Source organism: Anaerococcus ihuae (assembly GCF_928368155.1).
In the GTDB taxonomy this organism is placed as follows: Bacteria; Bacillota; Clostridia; order Tissierellales; family Peptoniphilaceae; genus Anaerococcus; species Anaerococcus ihuae.
This window is the reverse complement of record NZ_CAKMRU010000002.1, coordinates 252,255-277,327: the sequence shown is the minus strand read 5'-3', so window position 1 is coordinate 277,327 and position 25,073 is coordinate 252,255. Positions and strand designations below refer to the sequence as shown.

General features: G+C 28.7%; 21 protein-coding genes. 1 reads left to right on the top strand and 20 read right to left on the bottom strand.

Annotation, left to right across the window (positions count from 1 at the left end):
- Window positions 1-2 precede the first annotated feature (2 nt).
- The 15 genes from L6653_RS06500 to L6653_RS06430 all read right to left on the bottom strand — a co-directional run bounded on the left by L6653_RS06500 (window position 3) and on the right by L6653_RS06430 (window position 16,325).
- On the bottom strand, window positions 3-1,220 hold the full coding sequence (locus L6653_RS06500) for an O-antigen ligase family protein (RefSeq protein ID WP_236786051.1): 1,218 nt from the start codon (window positions 1,218-1,220) through the stop codon (window positions 3-5).
- Between the two features lie 48 nt (window positions 1,221-1,268).
- Window positions 1,269-2,336, bottom strand: a complete 1,068-nt coding sequence (locus tag L6653_RS06495; protein ID WP_236786050.1) for a glycosyltransferase — start codon at window positions 2,334-2,336, stop codon at window positions 1,269-1,271.
- Window positions 2,336-3,502, bottom strand: a complete 1,167-nt coding sequence (locus tag L6653_RS06490; protein ID WP_236786049.1) for a CapA family protein — start codon at window positions 3,500-3,502, stop codon at window positions 2,336-2,338. The genes L6653_RS06495 and L6653_RS06490 overlap by 1 nt, the downstream gene beginning before the upstream one ends.
- 10 nt (window positions 3,503-3,512) lie before the next feature.
- The gene (locus L6653_RS06485) at window positions 3,513-4,544 is read right to left on the bottom strand and encodes a sugar-transfer associated ATP-grasp domain-containing protein (protein WP_236786048.1); all 1,032 of its coding nucleotides are present in this window, start codon (window positions 4,542-4,544) and stop codon (window positions 3,513-3,515) included.
- Between the two features lie 14 nt (window positions 4,545-4,558).
- Window positions 4,559-5,548: an ornithine cyclodeaminase family protein gene (locus L6653_RS06480; protein WP_236786047.1), complete on the bottom strand. Its 990-nt coding sequence runs from the start codon at window positions 5,546-5,548 to the stop codon at window positions 4,559-4,561.
- A gap of 18 nt (window positions 5,549-5,566) precedes the next feature.
- On the bottom strand, window positions 5,567-6,841 hold the full coding sequence (locus tag L6653_RS06475) for an ATP-grasp domain-containing protein (protein ID WP_236786046.1): 1,275 nt from the start codon (window positions 6,839-6,841) through the stop codon (window positions 5,567-5,569).
- A 20-nt stretch (window positions 6,842-6,861) separates the two neighbouring features.
- A complete protein-coding gene (locus L6653_RS06470) occupies window positions 6,862-7,455 on the bottom strand; it encodes a sugar transferase (protein ID WP_236786045.1) in 594 nt (197 codons plus the stop codon).
- Between the two features lie 8 nt (window positions 7,456-7,463).
- Complete coding sequence (locus L6653_RS06465) at window positions 7,464-8,663, bottom strand: ATP-grasp domain-containing protein (protein ID WP_236786044.1); 1,200 nt, start codon at window positions 8,661-8,663, stop codon at window positions 7,464-7,466.
- Window positions 8,664-8,678: 15 nt separating this feature from the next.
- Window positions 8,679-9,881 carry a DegT/DnrJ/EryC1/StrS family aminotransferase gene (locus L6653_RS06460; RefSeq protein WP_236786290.1) on the bottom strand — a complete coding sequence of 401 codons (1,203 nt, stop codon included), beginning with the start codon at window positions 9,879-9,881 and terminating at the stop codon, window positions 8,679-8,681.
- An 11-nt stretch (window positions 9,882-9,892) separates the two neighbouring features.
- A complete protein-coding gene (locus tag L6653_RS06455) occupies window positions 9,893-11,854 on the bottom strand; it encodes a polysaccharide biosynthesis protein (protein ID WP_236786043.1) in 1,962 nt (653 codons plus the stop codon).
- A gap of 192 nt (window positions 11,855-12,046) precedes the next feature.
- Window positions 12,047-13,492 carry an LCP family protein gene (locus L6653_RS06450; protein WP_256444849.1) on the bottom strand — a complete coding sequence of 482 codons (1,446 nt, stop codon included), beginning with the start codon at window positions 13,490-13,492 and terminating at the stop codon, window positions 12,047-12,049.
- A 278-nt stretch (window positions 13,493-13,770) separates the two neighbouring features.
- Window positions 13,771-14,190, bottom strand: a complete 420-nt coding sequence (locus L6653_RS06445) for an SH3 domain-containing protein (RefSeq protein ID WP_236786041.1) — start codon at window positions 14,188-14,190, stop codon at window positions 13,771-13,773.
- Entirely contained in the window at window positions 14,187-14,975 is a 789-nt protein-coding gene (locus tag L6653_RS06440) for a tyrosine-protein phosphatase (protein WP_236786040.1), read from the bottom strand. The genes L6653_RS06445 and L6653_RS06440 overlap by 4 nt, the downstream gene beginning before the upstream one ends.
- Window positions 14,975-15,631, bottom strand: a complete 657-nt coding sequence (locus L6653_RS06435; RefSeq protein WP_236786039.1) for a CpsD/CapB family tyrosine-protein kinase — start codon at window positions 15,629-15,631, stop codon at window positions 14,975-14,977. Before L6653_RS06435 ends, L6653_RS06440 begins: the two co-directional genes overlap by 1 nt.
- A gap of 1 nt (window position 15,632) precedes the next feature.
- Window positions 15,633-16,325 (bottom strand): YveK family protein, encoded by a 693-nt coding sequence (locus L6653_RS06430; protein ID WP_236786038.1) that lies wholly within the window; start codon window positions 16,323-16,325, stop codon window positions 15,633-15,635.
- Between the two features lie 168 nt (window positions 16,326-16,493).
- On the opposite strand from L6653_RS06430, the gene L6653_RS06425 reads away from it, so the two are divergent.
- Entirely contained in the window at window positions 16,494-17,813 is a 1,320-nt protein-coding gene (locus L6653_RS06425) for a C1 family peptidase (RefSeq protein ID WP_236786037.1), read from the top strand.
- Between the two features lie 692 nt (window positions 17,814-18,505).
- On the opposite strand, the gene hemL is transcribed toward L6653_RS06425, so the two are convergent.
- Genes hemL through hemA form a run of 5 tightly spaced genes read right to left on the bottom strand, consistent with a single transcriptional unit; the run spans window position 18,506 to window position 24,887 of the window.
- Window positions 18,506-19,786: a glutamate-1-semialdehyde 2,1-aminomutase gene (gene hemL / locus L6653_RS06420; RefSeq protein ID WP_236786036.1), complete on the bottom strand. Its 1,281-nt coding sequence runs from the start codon at window positions 19,784-19,786 to the stop codon at window positions 18,506-18,508.
- A complete protein-coding gene (gene hemB / locus L6653_RS06415; protein WP_256444848.1) occupies window positions 19,786-20,745 on the bottom strand; it encodes a porphobilinogen synthase in 960 nt (319 codons plus the stop codon). The genes hemL and hemB overlap by 1 nt, the downstream gene beginning before the upstream one ends.
- Window positions 20,732-23,071 carry a hydroxymethylbilane synthase gene (gene hemC / locus L6653_RS06410; protein ID WP_236786034.1) on the bottom strand — a complete coding sequence of 780 codons (2,340 nt, stop codon included), beginning with the start codon at window positions 23,069-23,071 and terminating at the stop codon, window positions 20,732-20,734. Before hemC ends, hemB begins: the two co-directional genes overlap by 14 nt.
- Window positions 23,071-23,664 carry a precorrin-2 dehydrogenase/sirohydrochlorin ferrochelatase family protein gene (locus tag L6653_RS06405; RefSeq protein ID WP_236786033.1) on the bottom strand — a complete coding sequence of 198 codons (594 nt, stop codon included), beginning with the start codon at window positions 23,662-23,664 and terminating at the stop codon, window positions 23,071-23,073. Before L6653_RS06405 ends, hemC begins: the two co-directional genes overlap by 1 nt.
- Window positions 23,661-24,887 carry a glutamyl-tRNA reductase gene (hemA, locus tag L6653_RS06400; RefSeq protein WP_236786032.1) on the bottom strand — a complete coding sequence of 409 codons (1,227 nt, stop codon included), beginning with the start codon at window positions 24,885-24,887 and terminating at the stop codon, window positions 23,661-23,663. Before hemA ends, L6653_RS06405 begins: the two co-directional genes overlap by 4 nt.
- Window positions 24,888-25,073: the final 186 nt, after the last annotated feature.

Below are 25,073 nucleotides of genomic sequence, written 5' to 3'. Positions count from 1 at the left end.
TTTTAATAATATACGTAATGTGACTTTCTACAAACTTTTCTATTATAAATATTGCATTGATCTAATGTATAAATTAAAGAATAAAATACAGCTATAATCAAATGTTCTTTTGTATATAGAGGCTCTGATAATGAAATTAATAAGCACGCTAAACTATACCCCATCAATATATCAACAACTTTATTTTTATTCTTGTAATTATAATTGTAAATTGGATATGATATTATTAGAATTAAAATTAATAACCCAAGCAATCCTCTTTGAAACAAAATATCTAGAAAATAATTGTGAGCACCATAAAAATTTCCAATAATCTTTACTAGATCTAAATCGCTTAATGCTCCATATCCAAATAATAATTTATCATAAACAAGCTTAATTATATTTGACCATAATACAGTTCTTCCACTTAAAGTTCCATCTTTTCCTAATGCTCTAGATATAATTGAAATTATAGGAGAATTAAAAGAAATCAATATTTCCATCAACAAAATAATAGCAATCATTGTTGCATATATTTGTTTTGAGTTAAATAGTTTGCTATTAACAATGAAAAATATCCATAAGATAACAAACATACATGCTATAACAGCTGTAGCAGTAAAATAAATCATTATTGCTTGATAAAATATTCCAAATAAAAAAATTGCTGTGAATTTAGAAATCTTCTTATTTCTTTTCATATCGATTATTGAGGAACAACACATTCCTGGAAGTATATATTTTATTGTAGAATTAACATTCATATATAAGAAATTCGGAAATTTAGGGTCTGTAGTAATTGATGGTATTCCTTTTGGAAAAATAAAGAAAAAAGCAATATTAACTATGAAGAAAACTAATGTAATATCTCTAACCACAAAAACAAACACTTCTCTTTTTAATTCATCCTTCAAAATAGTTGTAAGTGCATAGCATACTAGTAAAACAACTAGTGCATGTTTTATAGATTCACTAATTTGTCCGTTATTTACTATAGTAGATATAACTAGTACTAAATTATAAGCTATTATTAATAAAAATGAATAATTAAACGCTTTTCTTGTAATAAAAAAATTTAGAATTAGCATAGCATAAGAAATAATTTTGATTAAACTAGTCAAATAATATGAAGAATTTTCAGATATTGCAGGCGGTAATAAAAACATTAAACACATTAAGGAGTAAAAAATATAATATTCTAATATTCTATTATCTATCTTTATTTTAAAATTATGCATTATTTTCTCCATTTAATCTTCTCATTTTACATATAATAGTCATTAGAGTTATTTCCTCGAATTTTTGATGTCTGATAAAAAATTATAAATTATATAAACAAAATAATACAATTTCAATCTTTTTCTTTTAACAAAATACATCATTACTTGTAATCTTTTAGGTAAATAATCTAAAGAAACACTATTTATTGCATTTTTATATTCTTTAACTTGAATAAAATCTCTGAATAATTTTATTTTTTTATTAAAATCCTCATTATTATTCTTATTAAAAAAATTATGATCAATATTCCACATTAAAACTTGAATACATCTTAAATTAAAGGCATCTATAAATGAATCATCTTTTTTATAATTATCAATAAATTTTTCATATTCATTTATCAGATTATTAAATTCTTCCTTACTATTTTTTATATATTTCTTTCCAGAACTAATAGAGCCAGCTGACAGTCTATAATTATATAAATTTGCATTTAAATAATATATTCTATTTACTTGTTCAGTCGCATTTAGCCAAAATACAGTATCTTGAGCCTTTAGTAAGCCAGGTTTAAATCTTATTTTGTTATTATCAATTATATTGTTCCTAATAACTTTGCACCATGTTGTACCTGAAGAAACTACAGTGTTTTTATCTCCGCCTTTATAATATTGTGATATCATCCTTTTTTGAAATAAATCTTTATCATCTGATATATATTGATCTTGATCAAAAGGTACAGTTCTACATTTAATCTTATTATTTTCATCAAAAAAGGCATTGTAATTAAATACAAGCATGTCAGTATCAAATTCATCAATAGATTTTAATATTTTATTAATAAAGTCTTTTTCTACATAATCATCACCATCAACAAAAGTTAACCATTCTCCATTACAATTTTCTATTCCTGTATTTCTTGCTACAGAAACCCCTTTATTTTTTTGATGAATTATTCTTATATTTTCATAATTTAAGTATGAATCAATTATTTTACCTGATGAATCTGTACTTCCATCGTCTACCAAGATAATCTCATAGTTATTACTAGATTGATTTATTAAAGATTCTACACATTTTTTTACATACTTTTCAACATTATATATTGCAACAACAACACTTAGCTTAGTCATTATTTCTCCATCATTAATTTATATTCTTTTTTTATATCAAAGTTTACAGATTTTATACCAGTAAATATTTTGTATATTTTTTCGCAATCATTTAATAGTTTGTCTTTATTTGTATTTTCATATTTTAATAAATCATAAACATTAACTACTCTTTCATATCCATTAGTTTTTACAATTTTAGCAATAGAAAAAGATAATTGATAATCAATGTTACTTATAATATCTAAGTGTAAAACTATTGAATACATTGGCAAATTTTCATTTATTAAATATATAGTATCCGGGGACATAAAAAAGTTTCCCAGTGAATAGGCTACAAAAAAATCCTTATATATTTTACATTCTTGCACAATATGAGGATGATGACCAATAACCAAATCAACACCAAGTTCCTTTAATTTTTTTACTAATTCACGAGTATAAATACCTGGTTTAATATTAAATTGTCCTCCTGAGTGCATTAATAAAATAATATAATCTACCTTACTTTTTAAAAAAGAAATATCTTCAATCAAGTTTTTATCTAGATTTCCAATATTATTATTATCTATTCTAGGCCTGTTGTATTCTTTTTTAAAAACTTTCATTAACTTAACTCTATTTTCTGCAGATAAAATTTTTTCTTTTAGCTTTGAATAGTTATCTTTCCTACTATTGTCAATCCATTCCTGTTTTTCAAAAAAGTTTACCAAATACTTATCATTTTCATCTAATTTATTTTTATTAATACTGTAATTTGAACCATAAGTATAAGCTAAAAAACCAACTTTTATATTTTCTAAATCTACAATTCTATACCTTTTATCATTTTTATCTATATTTGTTCCTATATAATTAATATTTTTCTCATCAAGTACTTTCATTGTCCTTAAAAGACCCAATTTTCCTCTATCTAAACAATGATTATTAGCAGTTGAAACAAGATTAAATCCCGCTTTAGAAAGCTCATCCGCAAATGAATCTGGTGTATTATAAGAGTAAATATCTTTAGAATATTTTGCATTTTTACCAGCTAGTACTGTTTCTAGATTTCCAACTAAATAATCTGTTTTTCCAAAAATATCAGATCTCGATAAAATCCCGTCAAAATTATATTGATTTTTTATTTTTGATTTTCTCAAAGTTGGCAATTCACACATAATATCGCCAGTAAAACTTATTCTCATTTAATGACTCCTACAAATTATCAATAACTTTTTTATAATCTTCCCATCTTCCAATTTGCTTAGGCATTTGAGTTATATCTGGGTCAGCTGAACAATTACCTTCTATAATTGAAACTTCTCCACTTTCTAAAATTGCTATATCCCATCCTACATATCTAACCTTATTAGAAATTTTGCTAGCTCTTGTTACTGCATCAAGTACTTTGTCCCAATATGGAACTTTATATCCCAATAATTTTTTATGGCTTATAGGATGCTCAACATACTTATTATTACTTTTATCAATAGCCTTGCTTATAACTTCTCCTGTTTTTACATCCATTTTCATAGCTAATCCATGTTGATGAAAATTATCCGTAGATTTTTCACCATTTCCCATTCTAAGTATTGCATCCATAACATGAACTTTATCTTTATCTCTTATAGTTACAACTCTTATTGTATTAACTGATGATGGATTAAATTCTGCTAGACTTTCATGTTGAACTATAGATTCTTCTAACATAAAAGATTTTCCTTTTATTTTTTTATAAAATTCTTCTAGATTCTTAATTTCTTTAGATTTATGTTTACTAATTCCATTACCGCCACTTCCAACATTTTGTTTTAGGAAGAAAATTTCATGGTTTGAAATAAAATCAACAAAATCTTCGTACTTACTATTATCAATATCAAGCCAATCTCTTTTTAGAAAATCATTGAATTTATTATTAAATTTTAATTTGTCATCAAATAAATCAATTTTTGTAGAACCATTACATTTATTTAATATTTTTTTCCATTTTCTACCAACTATAAATTTTTCTCTTTCTGAATAATCTTTTTTATAAAAATTATATTGAAAATAATCATTAATTCCTGCGCCTAACACTATTACTGTTATACAAAAATCCAAAAATATTTTTACACTTTCTAGTTTAGTTGTTTCTCCAATAAACATATCTTTTAATAAAGAATATTTGCTTATATGATTTTTAATATAGGCTTTTATACCTTTTTCGTTATTGTAACCTGTTAGTCTTATTTTTTCATTATTATCCAAAATATATCTCCAATTTAGACTTCTAAAATTTCTCCTAAACTTTCTGATTTGTCATAAACAAATTTAGCTAGCATTACATCTTCGTAAGCCATACCTACAGAATTAAAATATACTAGACCATCTTTATTATTTCTTCCTTCTTTTTTACCTAAAATAATTTCAGATAATTCAGCGTATATATTTTCATCTTTAAGCAAGCCGTCTTTATACATTTTACTTATAGTTTGACTTCCTCTGTGTTTAACTGCATTCCACTCATCACAAACTATTTTATCTGACTTTAATGCAACATCATACTCATCTTCAAATCCACCTACATGAACATAAAAATTAGCGTTATCTAGCCAGTCTGCTTTTAAAACAGCTTCTTGACCTGATATTGCAGTTACAACAATATCTGATCCTCTAATAGCTTTTTCAAAGTTATTATCACATATAGTAAAATTTATATCTTCATATTTTTTTGAAAGAGCTTCTACAAATTTCACGCATGATTTATGAGTCCTTGATGAAACTCTACATTCTTTTATACTTGGATGCATATGTTTAAATACTTCTAAATGCATTTTTGCTTCTTCTCCAGCACCTATAAAACCAATAGTCTTACTATCTTTTTTTGCCAAATATTCTGATGCCAAAGCTGCTACTCCTGCCGTTCTGAATTTGGTAAGCCAAGTACTATTAACTATAGCAATTGGTTGTCCTGTCTCTATTTCAGATAAAAGTGTAATACCATTCACGTTTTCAATGTTTTTACTAGCATTTGTCGGAAATACAGAAACCCATTTGATACCACATACATTTTCATCTAATAGAGTAGAAGGCATACAATTAATCCTATTTTGTGATATAGAATCAAATATCTGAGAAGATTTTTCAGGCAAAATCACTCTATTTTTTCCTCTATGTATAAAGGATTTTTTTATCTGATTAATTCCATCTGTCCAGTGATTTTGCATTATTTTTATAACTTGTTTTTCTGAAATAACTTTAACTTTTGTCACTTTAAACCTCTACGCTCATTATCTACAATATAAAATATCTAGCATATTTTCGCCATTCTCATCTAATACTTTTAATGAATCATTTACATATTTTATATATTCTTCCATTTGTTCTTTACTGTCAGCAACCAAGTGAATATAACCAAAAACTTGATGCGTTGTACCCGTTTTCTCTATTACATCATTTACTATATGAGATTGGATAAATGCATAAACAAATTCTTTATTTATTAACTCTTCCAATCCTTCTATAGATTTAATAATTCCATGCTTTAGTTGTATTGGTAAAATACAATATTTATGATTTTTTCTCTCTTTTATTTCTTTTATATCTTTAAAATTTTTATATAGAGGATTAGATGTTGCCAAATAATTAATTAATAAGTGCATTTGGTTTATACCAAATAAATAATCTACTGGATAGTATGTTAAAGATCCGCCATATCTGTATCCTATTTCATTTAAATAAAAATTATTTTCATCATAAAATACTTCTATCCATATTGGACCATACTTAATACCAATTCCCTCAAGCATATTTATTATCTTATCATTTATATTAGCTTTGAAGTCTTCTGTTAATTTTGATGGCATAAACTGTATTGACATCACTGGTGCACTATCTTTATTTATTTTCTTAGATTCTTTATCTGTTAATCCACAAAAAATAACTTCTCCATCTTGTGCTGTGTAATGTGCTATCAAACTATGTTCAAAATTCATTTTCTTTTCAACTAAAACATTTCCTGTTTTTGAAGCACTCTTAGCTTTATTATAGGCATTTATAAAATCATCTGGTTTTTCACAAATTGTAATTCCAGTAGAACCATTATTATCAACTGGCTTTGTTACTAAAGGAAATGTTAATTTTGAAATTTGATTTTTATCTATTGGTTCAGCAATATCAAAAACAGGACTAACTGGTAAATCATATTTCCTACATACATCTTTAAAAATAGCTTTGTTAGTTGCCATTTTCCATTGATTCTTCTCACAGTATTTTGGAATGCCTGTATTTTCTGCTAATTCTATAGATATAGGAATATTAACTTCACTCGCTCCTGGATAAATACCATCTATTTTTTCTTTTATAATCAAATTTTTTATAGATTCTATATCGGTAGTATCCATTAGATATTCTTCATCTGCAATTTGTTTTACTATGCACTCTTCTTTTGACCTTCTATCTATAGCTATTATATAAGCCCCTTGATCTTTTGCATATTTTGCAGCTTCATAGAAATAAGTTGAAGCTCCTAAAAATAGAATTTTTTTTCCATCTAAATTTTTCATTGGTATTACTTCCTTATAATTTAATTAGTATTTATATTTTTTTGAAGTAAAACAGACTTAACAGTTTGTATTACTATTTTGAAATCAAAAATGAAATTTAAATTTTCAGCATAATAAACGTCTTTTTCTAGTTTTTCAGACTGACTTATAGAATTTCTATAATAGGCTTGACTATATCCTGTTACTCCCGGTCTTATGCTCAATCTCTTCTTTTCATTAGCTGACATATCTTCATATACTTTACTAGGATTATTTGGCCTAGGCCCAATCCAGCTCATATCACCTTTTAAAATATTAAATACTTGTGGCAACTCATCTATTGAAGTTTTTCTCAAAATTTTTCCGATTTTTGTAACTCTTGGATCATTTGCACTATTAAAAGTAGAATTGTCTTTGTTTCTAATGTCTGGTGCATTCATTTTCATTGAACGAAGTTTATACATTCCAAAAATGGAGCCGTTTAAGCCCCTTCTTTTTGCTATATAAAAAATATCACCTTTATCTTCGATGTATATCAAAATTCCAAATATTAGACAAATTATTAGTACAAACGGCAAGGCAATTATTGCTAGTATTAAGTCTAGTATTCTTTTTATAATCTTTCTGTATATCATTATCTTCCTTACTTTTCTACTTCTATTTTTATTTTTTCCAAAGCTTTTTCACTAGATAGTGTAGCTTTTGAAGTATTCTCTGCTTGTGATATAACATAGGCAACTCTATCGTTTGAGCTTTTTATTTGTCTTGACTCTTCTCCAACTCCATGGACTACTTTTACATCTTTTACTCCTTGGATTTTTTTTGCTTGGTCAACACCAGTTATTTTTATTATTTTACCTATATCACATTTTTTATATCTTGTTGCTGATGCTTTTTCAAATTTTTTTCTAACGTCTATTTCTTGTCCAAGCGCAATATTTATACAGGCTTCTACCATATTTACTCCTGTTGAATATGGTACTAGGTGAGTTGTTATATTATCTCCTCCTAGTCTTGCTCCTAATTCAACAACTTTTGGCCCATCAATAGTTACTTTTATTTCTGTATGAGATGGACCATTTTTAATTCCTATAGCTTTGTTTGCATCTATTGCCACTTTTTTTATTTTCTCTATTGTCTCTTCGTCTAATGATGATGGTTGATTGTGACCCATTTCTACAAAATATGGTGGGCCAGTAGTGATTTTATCGGTAACTTGTATTACATGACAAATTCCTTTGTATGAAATTGTCTCTACACTAACTTCCGGACCTTGCATAAATTCTTCTACGACTAGAAGACCTGAATTCGAATTTTCTTTGCAATACTTATATATCTTTTCTAATTCTTTTTCATCATAATTTTCTATAAGCCTTATTCCCCTGCTTCCCGAATTATCTGCAGGTTTTACTATAGCTTTGTAGTTTTTATTTTTAATTTTTTCTATAGCTTTTCTATATTGGTCATAATCATCAACTGAAAAATACATTGGTATTGGTACAGATGATTTTTTCAGTGCATCTCTCATTTTTGATTTATTTGTAGCATTCATTGCAGTTTTTTCATCAATTGCTATTAAATTTAATTCTTCTGCAACTTTTGCTACAGTTATCATTGGCCTATCACTTGCTATGGTTATTATCCCATCAATCTTATTTTCTTTTGCAGCTTCTAAGACTTTTTTTGTATCTGTCGTACTTACTACTATTTTTTTATCTGCATATGAAAAACCTTCTGCATTAGGATTCATGTCAACTGCTATAACATATATTCCCATCTTTTTAGCTTCAACAATAGCAGGTATTTGTAGGACACTCGCTCCTAAAATCATTAATTTTTTCATAAAACCTTCTTTACTTTATTTATACTTTTTCACAATCTCACAAAAACTTTCAATTATATAATCAACTTCTTCATCTGTTAATTTTGTATGAAGAGGTAAGGTTATTTCGTTTTTGTAGTGGTTATAGGCGTTTGGATAATCTTTTATATCAAATCCTAGATTTTTGTAGGCTGTTAATAATGGAAGTGGTTTATAATGGACGTTACATGCTATTCCTTTTTCTGCCATTTCTTCTATTATTTTATTTCTTTGTTCTGTATCTATTCCTGGAACTTGTGTTATATAAAGATGTCCTGATGATTTGTGGTTTTGGTCAAAGTGGTTTAGGCTTTTTATTCCTAATGGTCTAAAGGCTTTGTCGTATTTTTCTATTATTTCTTTTCTTCTTTTTAAAAGTCTTGGATATCTTTTTATTTGGGCAAGTCCTATTCCTGCTAATACATCTGTCATATTGCATTTGTACCAAGGTCCTACTACATCATATTCCCATGATCCTAGTTTTGTTTTGTTTAGGGCATCTTTTGATTGACCATGAAGGGATAATAATTGATATTTTTTGTAGAGTTTCTCGTTGTCTATTCCTTCTTTGTCTTTCCATGTTGCATATCCACCTTCTGCTGTTGTGAAATTTTTTACTGCATGGAAGGAGAAGTTTGAAAAATCTGCTATTGAACCTACTTTTTCCCCTTTGTATTCTGCTCCTAAAGCGTGAGCTGTATCTGCCATTACTATTACTCTATTGTAAGCTTTTTGAATATCGTTATCTGCTTTGAATAAATTTTTCTTATCTTCTACAATTTCAAATATTTTATCGTAATCGCAAGGCACTCCGCCCAAATCTACTGGTATTATTACCTTGGTTTTTTCGTTTATGGCATCTTTTAATTTTTCATAGTCCATTTCCAAGTTTTCTTCTTGGGTATCTACTAAAACTAATTTTGCTCCAACGTGATCTACTACTGAAGCTGTTGCTGTATAGGTGTAGGCACTTGTGATAACTTCATCACCTTCTCCAACTCCTAAAGCTCTAAGGGTCAATTCCGCTGCCGCTGTTTGAGAATTTAGGCAGACTCCTATATTAGTTCCTGTAAATTTTAATAATTCTTTTTCTAATTTTTTTGTTTTTGGTCCTGTTGTTATCCAACCTGATTTTAAAGCATCTATTACTTCATTTATTTCTTCTTCGCTTATATCTGGTGGTGAGAATGGTATATTCATTTTTTTTGTCATTATTTATTACCCTTTCCTATAAATGTACTTATCAAAGTATTTATCGTAACAACTATATCTAATTCGTCTATATTTTCTTGGTTTATTACTTTATCTAATTTTTGGAAAAATTCTTCTCTTGAAAATTCTAATGGTCTTCCTACGGATATTCCTTCTACTTTTGTATCTGATAAAAGTTCTTCGTCCATTAGTCTTTCTTCGTATAGTTTTTCTCCTGGTCTTAGGCCTGTGTATATTATTGGCATATCTATATCTGGTTTATAGCCTGATAGTTTTATTAATTGTCTTGCCAAATAGTCTATTTTTACTGGCTCTCCCATATCTAGTACAAAGATTTCTCCGCCTTTTGCCATTGAGCCTGCTTGTAATACTAATTTTACTGCTTCTTTTATGGTCATAAAGTAGCGGATTATTTCTGGGTGGGTTACTGTTACTGGCCCACCCGATGCTATTTGTTCTTTGAATAGTGGTATTACTGATCCGTTTGAACCTAGGACGTTTCCAAATCTTACTGCAACAAATTCTGTTTGTGGTGTTTTTCCTTGTAAATAATCTTTTGGATTTATGGTGATTATTCTGTCACCATCGTTGATTGTTACTTTTGCTAGTTTTTCGTATTCTTTGTTTTGTCTTATATCGTTTATTCCTTGGATTATTTTCTCGCAAACTCTTTTTGTTGCTCCCATTACTGATGTTGGGTTTACTGCTTTATCGGTTGAGATTAAAACAAATCTTTTTGCATCATATATTAATGAAAGTAGGGCTACTATGTAGGTCCCTCTTACGTTATTTTTTATTGCTTCTACTGGACTTACCTCCATTAATGGTACGTGTTTGTGGGCTGCTGCGTGAAATATTATTTCTGGTTTGTAGGTTTCGAATACTTTTTTTACTCTTGCATAGTCTCTTACTGAACCAATCAAGGTGATAAATTTTAAATCTTTATTATTTCTTTTTAGCTCTTGTTCTATTTCATAGGCATTATTTTCGTATATATCAAATATTATCAAAAGTTTTGGTCCGTATTGGGCAATTTGCCTACATAGTTCTGACCCTATTGATCCGCCTCCTCCTGTTACAAGAACTACCTTGTCGTTTAGGTAATCAAAAGTTTCGTTTGAAAATATTTTTACTGGATCTCGTCCTAGTAAATCTTCTATTTGGACATCTTTCATCCCTGACATTGATATGCTTCCTGATACTAATTGGTAAATTCCTGGTAGGACTTTTACTTCACAATTTGTTTCATTGCATATTTGTAGGATTTCTCTTTTTTGATTTTCTTGGGCTGATGGTAGGGCTACCAAGATTAGGTCTATATCTTCTTTTTTTACAAGTTCTTTTATTAAATTTCTGTCACCATATATTTTTGTACCATCTATATATTGACCTTTTTTTTCTGGATTATCGTCTATAAAGGCTACTACTTTTATCCCTATATTCTCTTTTCTATTTGATTTGTTTATATCTTCTTTTATTGTTTGTCCAGCTGATCCTGCTCCAATTATTATTGCCTTTTTAAATTCTGGATTTCTATCTATTATGTTGTATTTACTTTGTAGAATCATTTTGTTAGCAAATCTTAATCCCACTGTAAGGGTATATTGAATCAAAAATCCATAGACAAAATATGATATTGGCATCCTTTGAAATAATACTGATATGCCAAATATATGAATTAATAAGGAGAGAACTACTGCTTGTGTTATTTTTATTAATTCGTTATAAGATGCATATTCTAATATTATCCTGTAAAGCTTAAATGCTGAATATATTGCCAAAGTAATTATCGTATTTATTAGGGCATAATTTTTAAATGCTTGTAGATATATTTTTGGTATTTGGATAAAACTTCCATCAAATCTCAAATACAAGGCTAAAAAATATGCCAAGTTTATGATTATAATATCAAAAACTAAAAGTATATATGTTTTTTTGTTTAATATTTTTTTAGTTTCCATTTTTATTCCTTTTTATTAATTCTTTATTTGTTATCGGCATTATATCAAGATATAATTACACAAGATGAATTTAAATGGATAAAATGCCACTTCTATATTTTATCATTAATAAATCTAAAAATATACATAGGGTAAGCTATAAATTTTGATTTATTATTTGAAAAATCAAATATATATTCACCTTATATAGTATTAATTTTCTATTTTATTTTTATTATTTTTCAAAATCCCATCATGAATTTGATCAATTGATTCTTCATCTGCTCTCATCATGTATAATTCACTTCCTGGCATTAGGTATGATGGCAAACCTGGTTCGCCTTGGCCTCGTAGGGCTTGGCTTTTGATTTTCCATTCTTTTGGCTTATCAATTTGTCCGTTTACCATTTCTATCATTTTATCATATGGCATATTTGTATTTACCGAATCAAGTGCAACTTCTGCTATTGAATTGAAATTCAAAAGGGTTTCTGTTGACAATAATTTTTTAATTATTCCTATCATTACTCTTACTTGATTTTTTCCTCTATCAAAATCACCTTCTGCCAAGTGATATCTTTCTCTTGAAAAGCTTAGTGCCATTTCTCCGTCCATGTGGACTGTTCCTTGTGGGAAATATTTCCCATCATTTGTTTCAAAAGCAACTGGATTTTCTACGTCAACTCCATTTAATAAGTCAATAAGTTGGGTTAGGGTTGAGAAGTTTACTTTTGCATAATAGTCTATATTAATATCAAGGAAATTTTCTAATGTTTTTATTGAAGTATCAACTCCAAATAAACCTGCATGGGTTAGTTTATCATTTGCGTAATCTCCAAGGCCTGCTATATTTACATAGGTATCTCTTGGAATTGTTGTTATCAAAATTTTTCCTTTTTTAGGGTTTACACTCACGATTAGGTTTACATCTGATCTTGATACGGTTGAAAGATCGCCGTATGTATCTATTCCTGAAATATAAACATTGAAACTTTGGTCTTTTTCTACTTCTTTGTTTTGATTTAATTTGTCATTTCCCTTAACAGAAAATGATTTTAAAACCCTAGTTTGATCACTAAAGCCACCGATTGTATCATCGAGCAATTGCCTAAAATTTTCATTCAATAAAATCGCTTGAACATTACCATTTATTAAACTTTGACCCAAAGTCAAATAATCACCAAGATCTTCAGCGTTTAAATCCTCATCGGTTTTTTCCTTGTATTTTTTCAAGCTTTCTTTTATATTTTCGCCATCCATTTTTTTTGCAATACCAACTTGAGTTTCTTCCAAATCAGCCACACTTTCAAGTGGTGAATCTTTCAAAACAACAAAGGACATCTTAGTTTTATCAACATCCTTTTTTTGGTTAATTTTTTCCACAGTTTGAATTGATGTGTTGGCATAGGACATAAATAAACCTTCAAATATACTTATCAAGAAAAGTATAATTATAAAAAAGGCTTTGACTGGCTTGCCTGTTTTTTTCCTTTTGAAAATCAATAAAGTAAAAATCAAAAGAATCAACAAAATCAATCCTAATAATATAAACCTGTACCTTATTGGTAAAATATTGTATTTATTCAAAAAATAAAAAAACACTATGTAGACAATGGCTGCTAAAAAAATAGTGATTTTTGATATCAAGCTTTTAAACATTTTTAAACATAATCTCCCTTATACTTGTCTTATTTATTCTTACATTAGAATATACTAATTCGCAACATTTGTCAATTTTTTGTGAAAATCAATCCTTATATTTATAAGCTTTTTTTTGGTTTTTTTATGTGGTTTTCGAAATTTTAAAAATTTAAATTTTGAATATTTTTTACATGAAATTTTTTTCAATTTATTTACTTCAAACAAAAAAGCTTTTGTAAAATAATGATTCATAAAATCAAAATTTCACAAAAGCTCTTTTAAAAATTAATTTAAGCCTAATTTTCAACGATTTTTTCCAAGAAATTACTTGCAACAAAACCAGTCTTGCCTTTATAAATAATTTTAGACCAAATTTCACCTTCATTATTTTCTACTTCTTCAATAAAAATAACTTCGGTATTTGCTGGAATTGCATCTATATAATTGTCTTCGTCAACTGTAGGTGTTTGTCTTAAATTTACACTTGTTGTAACCCTATAAGTTTCCTCGTTCTGATTATTATTTAAGTCTACATTCCCTTCACTTGCATTTATTTCAGGATTGTTGTTTTGAGCAATATTTTCTACATTAGAATTTGAATCATCAAAAACAGTATCAATCTTCACATCTCTTTGTTCGTATTTTTCTTGCTTTTTTTCACATGAGCTTAGGGCAAGAATAAGAGCAAAAGAGCAAACAATATATTTTATCTTCATTTTTTTCTCCAAAAATTAAATAAGCTTTTCTTCTTACTTTTCTTTTTCTTATCCTCATCTCTTACAATATCTTCGTAATGACTTGATATAAATTCATCATTTATAACTTTTTTAGGATTTGTTAAAGTCAATTCGTCAAATTTATCTTGTCCAATTAAGTCAATAATTTCTCTTTTCTCACTTTCAATATTTGGACTTCTCCACTCAGATTGGTGAGAATCAGTTCCAATAAAATGAACCATATTTTTTTCTAATAGTCTTTTTGTAGTTTTTCTATGAGAATTCATTGAAGAATAATTAATTTGAACAAGAGCTCCCATTTTGATAAATTCATCTAAAAATGAAGTATGAGCTTCAACATAAGGATATCTTTCAGCATGAGCAATAATAGGAATGTAACCTTCAAGAGATAGATTATAAAACAAATCCCTCAAAAATAAAGGCTTATTTACAAAAGAAAGCTCGCACAAAACATATCTAGAATTATTCAAAGTCAAAAGCTCGCCATCACGAATTTTATTCAAAATTTTTAGGTCAACTTGAATCTCATGACCTGGATAAATTTTAAAATCACATGACCTTTTTTTAATCTCATCATTTAAAATAGAAGATTTTTCCAAAATATCTTCCTTTTTTACCATATACCTTGATGGATCATAGTGGCTTGTAGCAATAATTTCATTAAAACCATTCGCCATAAAAAGCTCAACCATTTTTAAAGATTCATCCAAAGACCTAGATCCATCATCCACCCCATAAATTATATGATTGTGAATGTCAATCATTAATAATAACCCTTGTAAGTAGATTCATTCAAGTCAGCAAAAGTAAGGACAGCACCCAAAACTTTACCATTAACTTTTTTCAAATTTTCAAGAGCATGGCTTACTTCTTCCTTCTTAGTATCATTTGCCTTTATTGCAAAAATAACCCCGTCACAATAAGTTGAAACGATAGAAGCATCAGTAAATAGGCCTACTGGAGGAGTATCCAAAAATACATAATCAAATCTTTGAGAAAGTTCCTTTATTAATTCCTTTACATGATTTGAAGCTAAAATTTCAGCAGGATTTGGAGGAACTGGACCTGAAAGCAAAACAAAAAGATTATCCTCATTTTGATCTTTAATCAAAGCCCTATTAAGTTCAACCTTACCAGTAATAACATTAGTAATACCCATATTAGTTTCAATACCAGCAACCTTGCCAACCTTTGGCATTCTCAAATCAAAATCCAAAAGTACAACAGAATTTCCATTTTCAGCAAAAGATTTAGCTATAGAATACAAGACAGTAGTCTTGCCCTCATTAGGTTTAGAAGAAGTCATAGCAATGACCCTTTTATTGTTATCAATATCAGAAAATTGAATATTAGTTCTGACAGAACGAATTGCCTCATTGAAAATAGAAGTAGTTTTATAATAACCGTGTTTTTCTGCCATCTTACTCTCCTTTACTCTTATCAGGAACTATTCCAAGAACAGGAATATCAAAAGCCTCAGCAATATCATCAGTGGTCTTGAAAGTTGTATCACTCAATTCTTTAATTAAGCTAATAACAAAACCCAACAAAAGTCCAAACATAAATCCAAGACTTATATTTTTCTTAATGTCAGGATAGCTAGGTTCTTCTGGTAAATTTGCCTTGTCAAGAATTTTAACATTATCAACACTCATTATCTTTGTTATTGAATCCTTAAAAACCATAGAGGTAGCATTTGCTATATCCATACATCTTTCAGGAACAGTATCAACAACCTTAACAGAAATAATTTGAGTATCCTTTACAGGTTCAATTGAAACCTTTTGAGAAAAATCTCCAAAATCCATGTCAAGTTTTAATTTATTAATTACCTTATCAGCAATCCCCTTACTCTTTACTATCTCAGAATAAGTAGAAACCAAAGCCCTGTTTGCATTAATTTGATCAATATTAACATTTTCATATTGCTTATCTATCTCACCATCTGTATTATTTATAATCATAGTAGTTACTGCTTCATATTTAGGTTTGATAATAAAAATTGAAGCAGCATAAGATAAAGTTGCAAATATAATAGCTATACACAAGACTGAAAAAATATGTTTTTTTAACTTTTTAGCTAATTCAACTAAATCAATTTCTCTCTCATCCATTTATTACTCCTTTTGTAAAAATATTTTTAGATTTATAAATATAAAATAATAGCTAATAATAAGTTTATAACAAAACACACTAAATTTCAATATTTTTTATATCAAAAAAATTTAATTAACACATTTAAAATAAATAATGTATAATATCTTAGAACAAAGAGGTGACTTATGATATTAGATGACAAAATTTTTGATAAATTAGAAAAAACCTATGAGCTTGAACCTAAAAACAAGGTTATTGAAAATGCTATTTCAAATATGGGGATTAGGGAGGCTTCGCTTAATAAAAATATTATCAATAAACATGATTTTATTTTTTCAAATCAAGTTGAAACCAAGGATGTGACTAATCAAAAAAAGACTGGCAGGTGTTGGATATTTGCAGGGCTTAATATGGTTAGGATGCATATTGCCAAGAAACTTAATATGGAAAAATTTGAGCTTTCTGAGTCTTTTTTGTATTTTTATGACAATATGGAAAAGGCAAATTTGTTTTTGCAAAGGGTTATTGATACAAAAAATTTGGATATTAAGGATAGAAAAGTTGAGGATGTTTTTTATTCTACTCCTGAGGACGGGGGATATTTTGAATTTTTCTATTATTTGATAAAAAAATATGGTATTGTTCCAAAAACTAATATGGGTGAAGTTTTTCATACTGAGGTATCTCAATTTATGTTTTATGTTTTGGAAAATGCCTTAAAAAAAATCGCCATGGAAATAAGGGCGACTGATGATGAAAATGAAATTGAAATTTTGAGGGAAAAAGGTCTTTCTTATGCCTATAATATCTTTGTTAAATCCATAGGAAAGCCTGTGAAAAATTTTGATTTTAAATATTATGACAAGGACGACAAATACCATATTGAGAAAAATATGACTCCAAAATCTTTTTTTGATAAGTATGTTGGGAACTTTTTTGATGGAAAAGTAAAATTATTAAATGATCCAAGACATCCTTATAACAGGATTTTGGTCGATAAGGTCGCAAAAAATGCGGTTGATCTTCCAGATCTTGTGGGGATTAATGTGGATATGGATACTATGAGTAAATTCGCTCAAAAATCTATTAAAAATAATGAAACCATGTGGTTTGCCTGTGATGTTGATATAAATGAGGACAGGGAAAGTGGAGTTTTGGATGAAAATTTATTTAATTTCGACCAAACTTTTATAGATTTTCCAAAAATGACCAAGGAAGAAAGAATAAATTCTAGATTTTCTACAGCCTGTCACGCCATGAATCTTACAGGTTTTGATAAGATTGATAAGAATGTTAGATTTTGGAAAATCGAAAATTCTTGGGGAGATGACGACGGTAAAGATGGTTATTTTTCTATGACTGATGAGTGGTTTAGGGAAAATACTTTTGAAGTAATTATCGACAAGAAATTTTTGACAAAAAAAGTTATGGAGGCATTTGATAAGGAGAAAATTTATTATGATGAATTTGATCCTATGTATAAGATGCTTAAAAATGTTAGGTAGAAAATTTTTTTGATCAATTAATAAAGATATATCTATAGCCCATCTCGACTAAAGGTAAGGTAGTGAAGTGCATAAGAGATCTCTTTTTATATTTTTCTAAGGGATAAATTTTATTTCTTGATAAACTTAATAAATGAAATCTCTCCACACTAAAACTCATTTGCTTTGCAAATTCTTCCGTGCTTATGAAAACTCATTTACTACGTAAATTCCTCCGTGCTCTCGCACTAGTTTTCAGGATTTATAACCGAAATCAACGGTTATAAATCTGCACTAGTTTTAGGGATAAATATGCCAAATCAAGGCATATTTATCAGGTCGAGATGAGTGTTGGTTTTATTTAGTTTATTTCTGAAGGATAGATTTTTTTTATATTTGAATTTAATAATAGATCTCTCGACTTAGCTCTAGATGGGTACTTATCCTCATTTTTAATTGTTAAAGTTTTTTATTAAGAATTGTTTATCTTTCATTTTTTCTTTATACAATATTTTATTTATATAAATCTAAATATTATCTTAGCTTGATTTCTAAAATAATCCGAAGAATTTAAGTAAATAAAAAATTAACCCATCTCGAGCGAATGCAATGAGTCGAGAGATCTCTTTTTTTATTTTTCCAAAGGATAAATTTTATTTCTTGATAAACTTAATCATGAGATCTCTCGACTTCGCTCAAGATGGGTTTTCTTTTTATTTTGTTTTTTTAATATATTCTAGGGCTTTTTTGTTTTGCTCTATTGTGTAATTTATTATATCCTCATCTAAAGCGTCTGACATGAACATGGCTTCAAATTGGGCTGGTGGTAGGAGAATTTTTTTATCTTTCATGTAGTTAAAATATTTTGAATAGGTTTCAAGGTCTGCTTTTTGAACGTCGTCGTAGGATTTTATTTGGTCAAACTCTCCAAAAAATATTGACATCATTGATTTATACCTTGTTACAAATCCGTCTACTCCCGTTTGTTTTAAATTATCTTTGAATCCTTCTTCTAGCATTTTTGCGTATTTTTCTAGTCTTTTATAAATATCTGGATTTTCTTTTAATATTGTTAGAACATCTAAGCCCATTTTCATTATAAATGGGGATCCTGATAGGGTTCCTGCTTGGTAGACTGGACCTATTGGCGATAAAACTTCCATTATTTCTCGTTTTCCTCCAAAGCCTCCTACTGGCATTCCCCCTCCTACAATTTTTCCAAAGCAAAACATATCTGGTTTTACTCCAAATTCTGTAGAAATTGATCCGAATTTTAATCTAAAAGCTGTGATCACTTCGTCAAATATTAAAATTATTTTATTTTCTTGTGTAATTTTTCTAAGCTCTTTTACAAATTCCAAATCTATCGGAACTACTCCCATATTTCCTGCTATTGGTTCTAAGATTACTGCTGCAATTTGATCTTTGTTTTCTTCAATTGTTTTTTTGACAGATTCTATATCGTTATATTTGCAAACTAGGGTATCTTTTATTACTTCTTTTGGAACTCCTGCTGATGTGGCTACGTTAAAGGTCAAGGCTCCCGATCCAGATTTTACCAAAAGTCCATCAGAGTGGCCATGATAGCATCCTTCAAATTTTATTATTTTATCTTTTTTAGTAAATCCTCTTGCACATCTTATGGCTGACATGGTTGCTTCCGTTCCAGAATTTACCATTCTTATCATATCGGTATTGAAAGCTTCTGCCAAAAATTTTGCCATTTCTATTTCTACTTTTGTAGGAAGTCCAAAAGTAAGTCCTTCTTCTAAATATTTTTTTGCTTTTTCTATCAATTCTTTTTTTCCGTGGCCCAAAATCATTGGCCCCCATGATGAAATAAAATCTATATAGGCTTCATTATTTTCGTCAACTATTGTTGATCCTTTTCCATATTTTGCAAAAAGTGGATTGCCGCCGACAGCTCCAAAGGCCCTTACTGGAGAATTTACTCCGCCTGGTATATATTTTTTTGCTTGGTCAAAAAGATTCATTATTTCTCTCCCCTCAATTTTTTTGCCATTTCTTTTGCGTGGTAGGTAATTATCATTTTTGCTCCGGCTCTTTTTATTGAAATTAAAATTTCATAAATTATTTCTTCCTTTACAAGTCCCATTTTTATGGCATTTTTTACCATAGAATATTCTCCGCTGACATTGTAGGCAACAATATTTGTGTTGAAATTATCCTTTGTTCTTTGAATTATATCCAAAAATGATAGGGCTGGCTTTACAATTATAAAATCTGCATCTTCTTCAAGGTCGAGGGCAATTTCTCTCATGGCCTCGTTTGAATTGTGATAATCCATTTGATATGATTTTCTATCGCCAAATGATGGAGCAGAATCTGCTGCATCCCTAAATGGTCCGTAAAAATTTGATGCATATTTTGCTGAATATGCCATTATAGGAATATTTTTAAAATTATTTTCATCGAGAATTTTTCTAATTGCCTTAATCCTAAAATCCATCATATCTGATGGGGCGATAATATCTGCGCCTGACTTTGCGTGAGATAGGGCAATTTTTGCAATATATGAAACAGTTTCGTCATTTAAAACGTGGCCATTTTCATCCAAAATTCCACAATGACCGTGGTCTGTGTATTCACACATACAAACATCAGTTATTACAAGCAAATCTTTATTTATTATTTTTATTTTTCTTACAGCTTTTTGAATAATTCCATCTTCTGCATAAGCTTCTGACCCGTGGTCGTCTTTTTTACTTGGAATTCCAAATAAAATCACCGCTCTTATTCCAAGGTCTACAATTTCATTTATCTCATCTTCTAATTTATCTATTGAAAAATGATAGCAATCTGGCATTGAAGGAATTTCTTTTTTTATATTTTCACCTTCAACCACAAAAAGTGGATAAATAAAATCAGAAATTTCAAGACTTGTTTCTTTCGTCATTTCTCTTAAAATTTTATTTTCTCTAATTCTTCTCATCCTCATAATTTTCTCCAATCTTTTCAATCAATGAATCCATGCTTTGCTTTTTTGATTCTTTATAAACTTCTAGGCCATGATTTTTTATAGTTCTTGTAGTTATTTGTCCAATAGAATAAATTTTTTTATTTAAAAGTGCTTCTTTTCCATAAATTTCTACAAAATTATTAACGCAAGATGATGAGGTAAAAATAATTTCATCAAAATCTAAATCTTGGTCTAATTTTTCTTCTTTTATATTGTCATAAATTTCAATTTCATCCAGATTTCCCATTTTATCAAGGCCATCTATGATTTTTTTCCTAGACAAATTTGAGTGAGGGAAAAATATTTTATCATCTTTTTTTACGAATTTACCCATTTCATCAAGAAGATTTTCGCCAACAAAATTTCTTGGCACTATGTCGACTTTCAAATTATATTTTTCTATTTCTTTTTTTGTCCTCTCGCCTATTGCTGCAATCTTCACTTTTCCAATATCTCTTATATCGTGATTTTCAATTAATTTCTCAAAAAATATTTTTACAGCATTTTTGGATGTAAAAACCAAATAATCATAGGAAAAATCTTTGAATTTTTGTTCCAAAATATCCAAATTTTTCTCAACAATTTTTATTGTAGGAATAATTTTCACATCAAAGCCCATAGATTCAAGTTTTTTCTTATCATTTATACCCGATTCATAATCACGAGTGAGGGCAATTTTTCTTGAAAAATTTTTATTTTCAAAATAATTTAAATATTTCCTAAGTCCGATTGTATCGGAAATCACGATTATTGCTGGCCTTTTTATTTTTTCTAGGTCTATTTCTTCCAAAACTTTTTCTACAGTTGAAGTATAAACTTTTTGTTTTGGGCTTGAACCATTTGAAATAATGGCGATTTTTTTATCTTTTTTCATCCCTCCGTCTATTAAATCTTTTATTATATTTGGAAGATTTTTAAGTCCCATATAAAAAACTAGGCTTCCCGGAAGTTTTGCATATTTTTTGAAATCTTCATTTTTGTTTTTTGACCTATGACCTGTAATAAAGGAAACTGATGTTGCTATATCCCTGTGAGTCGGTGGAATTCCTGCTGTATTTAGGCAAACTATTCCCGATGTAAGGCCTGAAAGAGTTTCAAATTCCAAACCATTTTCTTTTATAAAAATAGCCTCTTCTGATCCTCTTCCAAAAACATAGGGATCGCCACCTTTTAATCTCACAACTTTTTTCCCCGTCTTTGCCAAGTCCACCATCAATTTGTTTATCTCATCTTGACTTAAAACATGGTCGCCCATGGATTTTCCCACATAATATAGGTCTTTATTTCTATAAGGCTCTAAAATTTCTTGATTTAATAATCTATCATAAATTATGGCATCAGCTTGGTCCAAAGCTTTTTTTACGGCAATAGTTATATTATCAGCGGCCCCTATTCCTGCCCCTGCCAAAATAATTTTTTTATAGGATTTTCTTTTTAATTTTTTTGCAAGATTTTTTCCAAGTTTTATCCTATCAGAAATTTTTCCACTCACTCTTTCATAAATCATTTTGTCATTTTTATTAAAGGCAAAGGCACCTGTAAGGGTGATTTTTTCATTAGAAATTTCTGTAAAAATCCCCATAGGAGTTGAACAATCAGCTCCAAGTTCTTTTTGAAAGGCCCTTTCAGCCTCCATTCTTATCTGGCTGTTTCTGTGAGAATGTTTCTTGAAAATTTCAAATAAATTCTCATCTTCTTTTCTTATTTCTATTCCCAAAATCCCCTGACATGGAGAAGGAGTAAAAATATGAGGGTCTAGGTCAAAATTAATTTTTTTATCAAGGCCTGCCCTTATAAGTCCAGCTTTTGCAAGAATCACCCCATCAAGATTTTCTTTTTCAATTTTCCCAATCCTTGTTTCAACATTTCCCCTTATTGGTCTAAATTTTATATTTGAGAAATAATTTCTCCCCTGGCATATTCTCCTGTTTGATCCAGTTCCAACAAGAGCATTATTCAAATCATCCATTTTTTTAAAAATTTCTTTTCCAACAAAAACATCTCTTGGGTCTTCAGCCTTTAAAGCCGGCGCAAAAATTAGTTTTTCGTCAATATTTGATGGCATATCTTTTAGGGAATGAACGGCTATATCAATTTTTTTCTCCAAAAGCGCCTGTTCAATCTCTTTTACAAAAACTCCCTTCGAATTTATTTGATCAATTTTCCTATCCCTGATCCTGTCACCTTTTGTGGAAATTTTTATAATTTTTACATCAAGACCTTCTTCTTGCAAAATTTCTTTTACTAATTCAGCCTGAATTAAGGCAAGTTTGCTTGCCCTGCTTCCAATTTTTATCATCAAATCTTCTCCAAATATTTTTTCAAAATTTCCTTATCTTCTTTGTATAATTCAAGTAAAAGTTCCTTATTATAAATTCCATTTTCCCTTAGTTTATCGCGTATTTTAACCATTAATTTTATTTTTTCCATATCAAGGTTTTCCAAATATTTTTCTAAATCATCTCCTATGATAGAAGAAAAAATTGGAATCTGACCGTTACTTGATATGGAAATATCGATAAATTCATTGGAAATATTTTTTCTCAAATAAAAATCGCTCCCCAAAGAATCCGATAAATCCAAAGTTCTAAGTCCTTGGCTTTTTGCTTTTTTCCTTAAAATTTTGTTTAAATTCCTGTCCCCTGTTGCCAAAAATAAAAAATCACATGGTGGAAAAATAAAATTTTGGTCAATATTTTTTTCCACAATTTTTATTCTTTGTGGATTTTCCTTATAAAGTTTTATAACTTCCTTGTCAATTTCCTTGCCATAGATAAGAAAAGAAAAATCTCCCCTCAAAAGAGACTCTATTTTTCTTTTACAAATCCTTCCTCCGCCAAGAAAAAGACAAATTTTATCTTTTGAATCTATAGAAATTGGAAAATATCTCATTTTTTGTAAACCTTCGTTAAAATTTTTAAACTCTTATCAAAATCTTTCCCATGATTTTCTTTAAAATTTAAAACTGGGTCTCTGGCAATTTTTTTTATTGCATTTCTTACGGCCTTGTCAACTTTCTTTTTTTGGCTTTTGCTCATATCAGTCTTTCTGAAAATATAATCCATGGTCTTATCAGCTAAATCATCACACCTATCATTTAAATCTTTTAAAATATAGTCAATTTTTACTTCCTTCATCCAAGTAAAAAACTCCCTAGATTTTTCATCAATCTCATACCTATAAGAAGATAAAATCTTATATCTTTTATCAAGATTTTTCTTTGAAATATCCTTTATTGAATCAATATCCATTAGCTTTATATTGGAAATTTTTGAAATTTCAGGATCGCAGTCTCTTGGAAGAGCAAGGTCAAAAATATATTTTTTATCTTTAATATTTAAAAATTGTTCTTTTTTTAAAATCAAATGAGGAGAGGATGTAGCAGAAAAAATAAAGTCCATCTTACTCAGACTTTCTACGATTTTTTCATATGGAATAATATTTACATTGCCATAATCTTTTTGAATTTTTATAGAATTATCCATCTTCCAATTAGAAATAAAAATATTTGCACCAGTTTCTAAAAGATTTTCTATGCAAAGTTTTCCAATATTTCCAATTCCAATAACAAGGGTGTTTTTATTTGATAAAGTAGAAAATTCTTGGGCCTTTTTTACTGCAATATAAGGAAGAGAAAGGGGGATATGGGAGATGTTTGAGTCAGATTTTATTTTTTTCGAAAGATTTATAGCCCTTTTAAAAGCCTCTGACAAAATTTTTTTACAAAAACCAAGAGAAAGACTAGTTTGATAGGCATCACTTACCTGCCCTAAAATCTGATCTTCACCTACAATCAAAGAATCCAAACCGGAAGTCAAACTAAAAAGATGATTTATAGCATCCAAATCTTTTTTTACAAAAATAAAAGGAGACAAATTACTGAGGGAGAAAAATTTTTCAAAAAATTCCACAAAAAAATCATCAGAAAAAATATCCTCATCAGCTACAGCAAAAATTTCAGACCTATTACAAGTAGACAAAATCACAACCTCTTCAAAACCATGATTTTCCAAAATTTCGCTAGCTTCAATAATGTTTGAATCCTTAAAATGAACTTTCTCACGAATATTTATATCTGCCTTGTGATGATTTAAACCAAATGAATAAAAAAACAAAAAAAATCCTCCTAACAATTTCTAATACCATTATACTATTTAAAAAAACAAAATAAAAAACCCAGCCTAGGCTGGGAAAATAAAGAAGAACAATACGGTATGGAATAATAAGTCCGGGATTAAACAAAGTTCAACTTTATAATAAAAATAATATCTTCTTCTTGTAAAGAATTATACCTCAGCAAA

Coding starts and splice junctions, on each gene's coding strand:
- L6653_RS06490 (WP_236786049.1), bottom strand. CDS start 3,502: ATGAGAATAAGTTTTACTGGCGATATTATGTGTGAATTGCCAACTTTG.
- L6653_RS06470 (WP_236786045.1), bottom strand. CDS start 7,455: ATGATATACAGAAAGATTATAAAAAGAATACTAGACTTAATACTAGCA.
- L6653_RS06435 (WP_236786039.1), bottom strand. CDS start 15,631: ATGGCAGAAAAACACGGTTATTATAAAACTACTTCTATTTTCAATGAG.
- L6653_RS06465 (WP_236786044.1), bottom strand. CDS start 8,663: ATGAAAAAATTAATGATTTTAGGAGCGAGTGTCCTACAAATACCTGCT.
- L6653_RS06430 (WP_236786038.1), bottom strand. CDS start 16,325: ATGGATGAGAGAGAAATTGATTTAGTTGAATTAGCTAAAAAGTTAAAA.
- L6653_RS06440 (WP_236786040.1), bottom strand. CDS start 14,975: ATGATTGACATTCACAATCATATAATTTATGGGGTGGATGATGGATCT.
- L6653_RS06425 (WP_236786037.1), top strand. CDS start 16,494: ATGATATTAGATGACAAAATTTTTGATAAATTAGAAAAAACCTATGAG.
- L6653_RS06450 (WP_256444849.1), bottom strand. CDS start 13,492: ATGTTTAAAAGCTTGATATCAAAAATCACTATTTTTTTAGCAGCCATT.
- L6653_RS06495 (WP_236786050.1), bottom strand. CDS start 2,336: ATGACTAAGCTAAGTGTTGTTGTTGCAATATATAATGTTGAAAAGTAT.
- L6653_RS06455 (WP_236786043.1), bottom strand. CDS start 11,854: ATGGAAACTAAAAAAATATTAAACAAAAAAACATATATACTTTTAGTT.
- L6653_RS06405 (WP_236786033.1), bottom strand. CDS start 23,664: ATGAGATATTTTCCAATTTCTATAGATTCAAAAGATAAAATTTGTCTT.
- hemB (WP_256444848.1), bottom strand. CDS start 20,745: ATGAGAAGAATTAGAGAAAATAAAATTTTAAGAGAAATGACGAAAGAA.
- hemC (WP_236786034.1), bottom strand. CDS start 23,071: ATGATAAAAATTGGAAGCAGGGCAAGCAAACTTGCCTTAATTCAGGCT.
- L6653_RS06460 (WP_236786290.1), bottom strand. CDS start 9,881: ATGAATATACCATTCTCACCACCAGATATAAGCGAAGAAGAAATAAAT.
- L6653_RS06500 (WP_236786051.1), bottom strand. CDS start 1,220: ATGCATAATTTTAAAATAAAGATAGATAATAGAATATTAGAATATTAT.
- hemL (WP_236786036.1), bottom strand. CDS start 19,786: ATGAATCTTTTTGACCAAGCAAAAAAATATATACCAGGCGGAGTAAAT.
- L6653_RS06445 (WP_236786041.1), bottom strand. CDS start 14,190: ATGAAGATAAAATATATTGTTTGCTCTTTTGCTCTTATTCTTGCCCTA.
- L6653_RS06475 (WP_236786046.1), bottom strand. CDS start 6,841: ATGAAAAATTTAGATGGAAAAAAAATTCTATTTTTAGGAGCTTCAACT.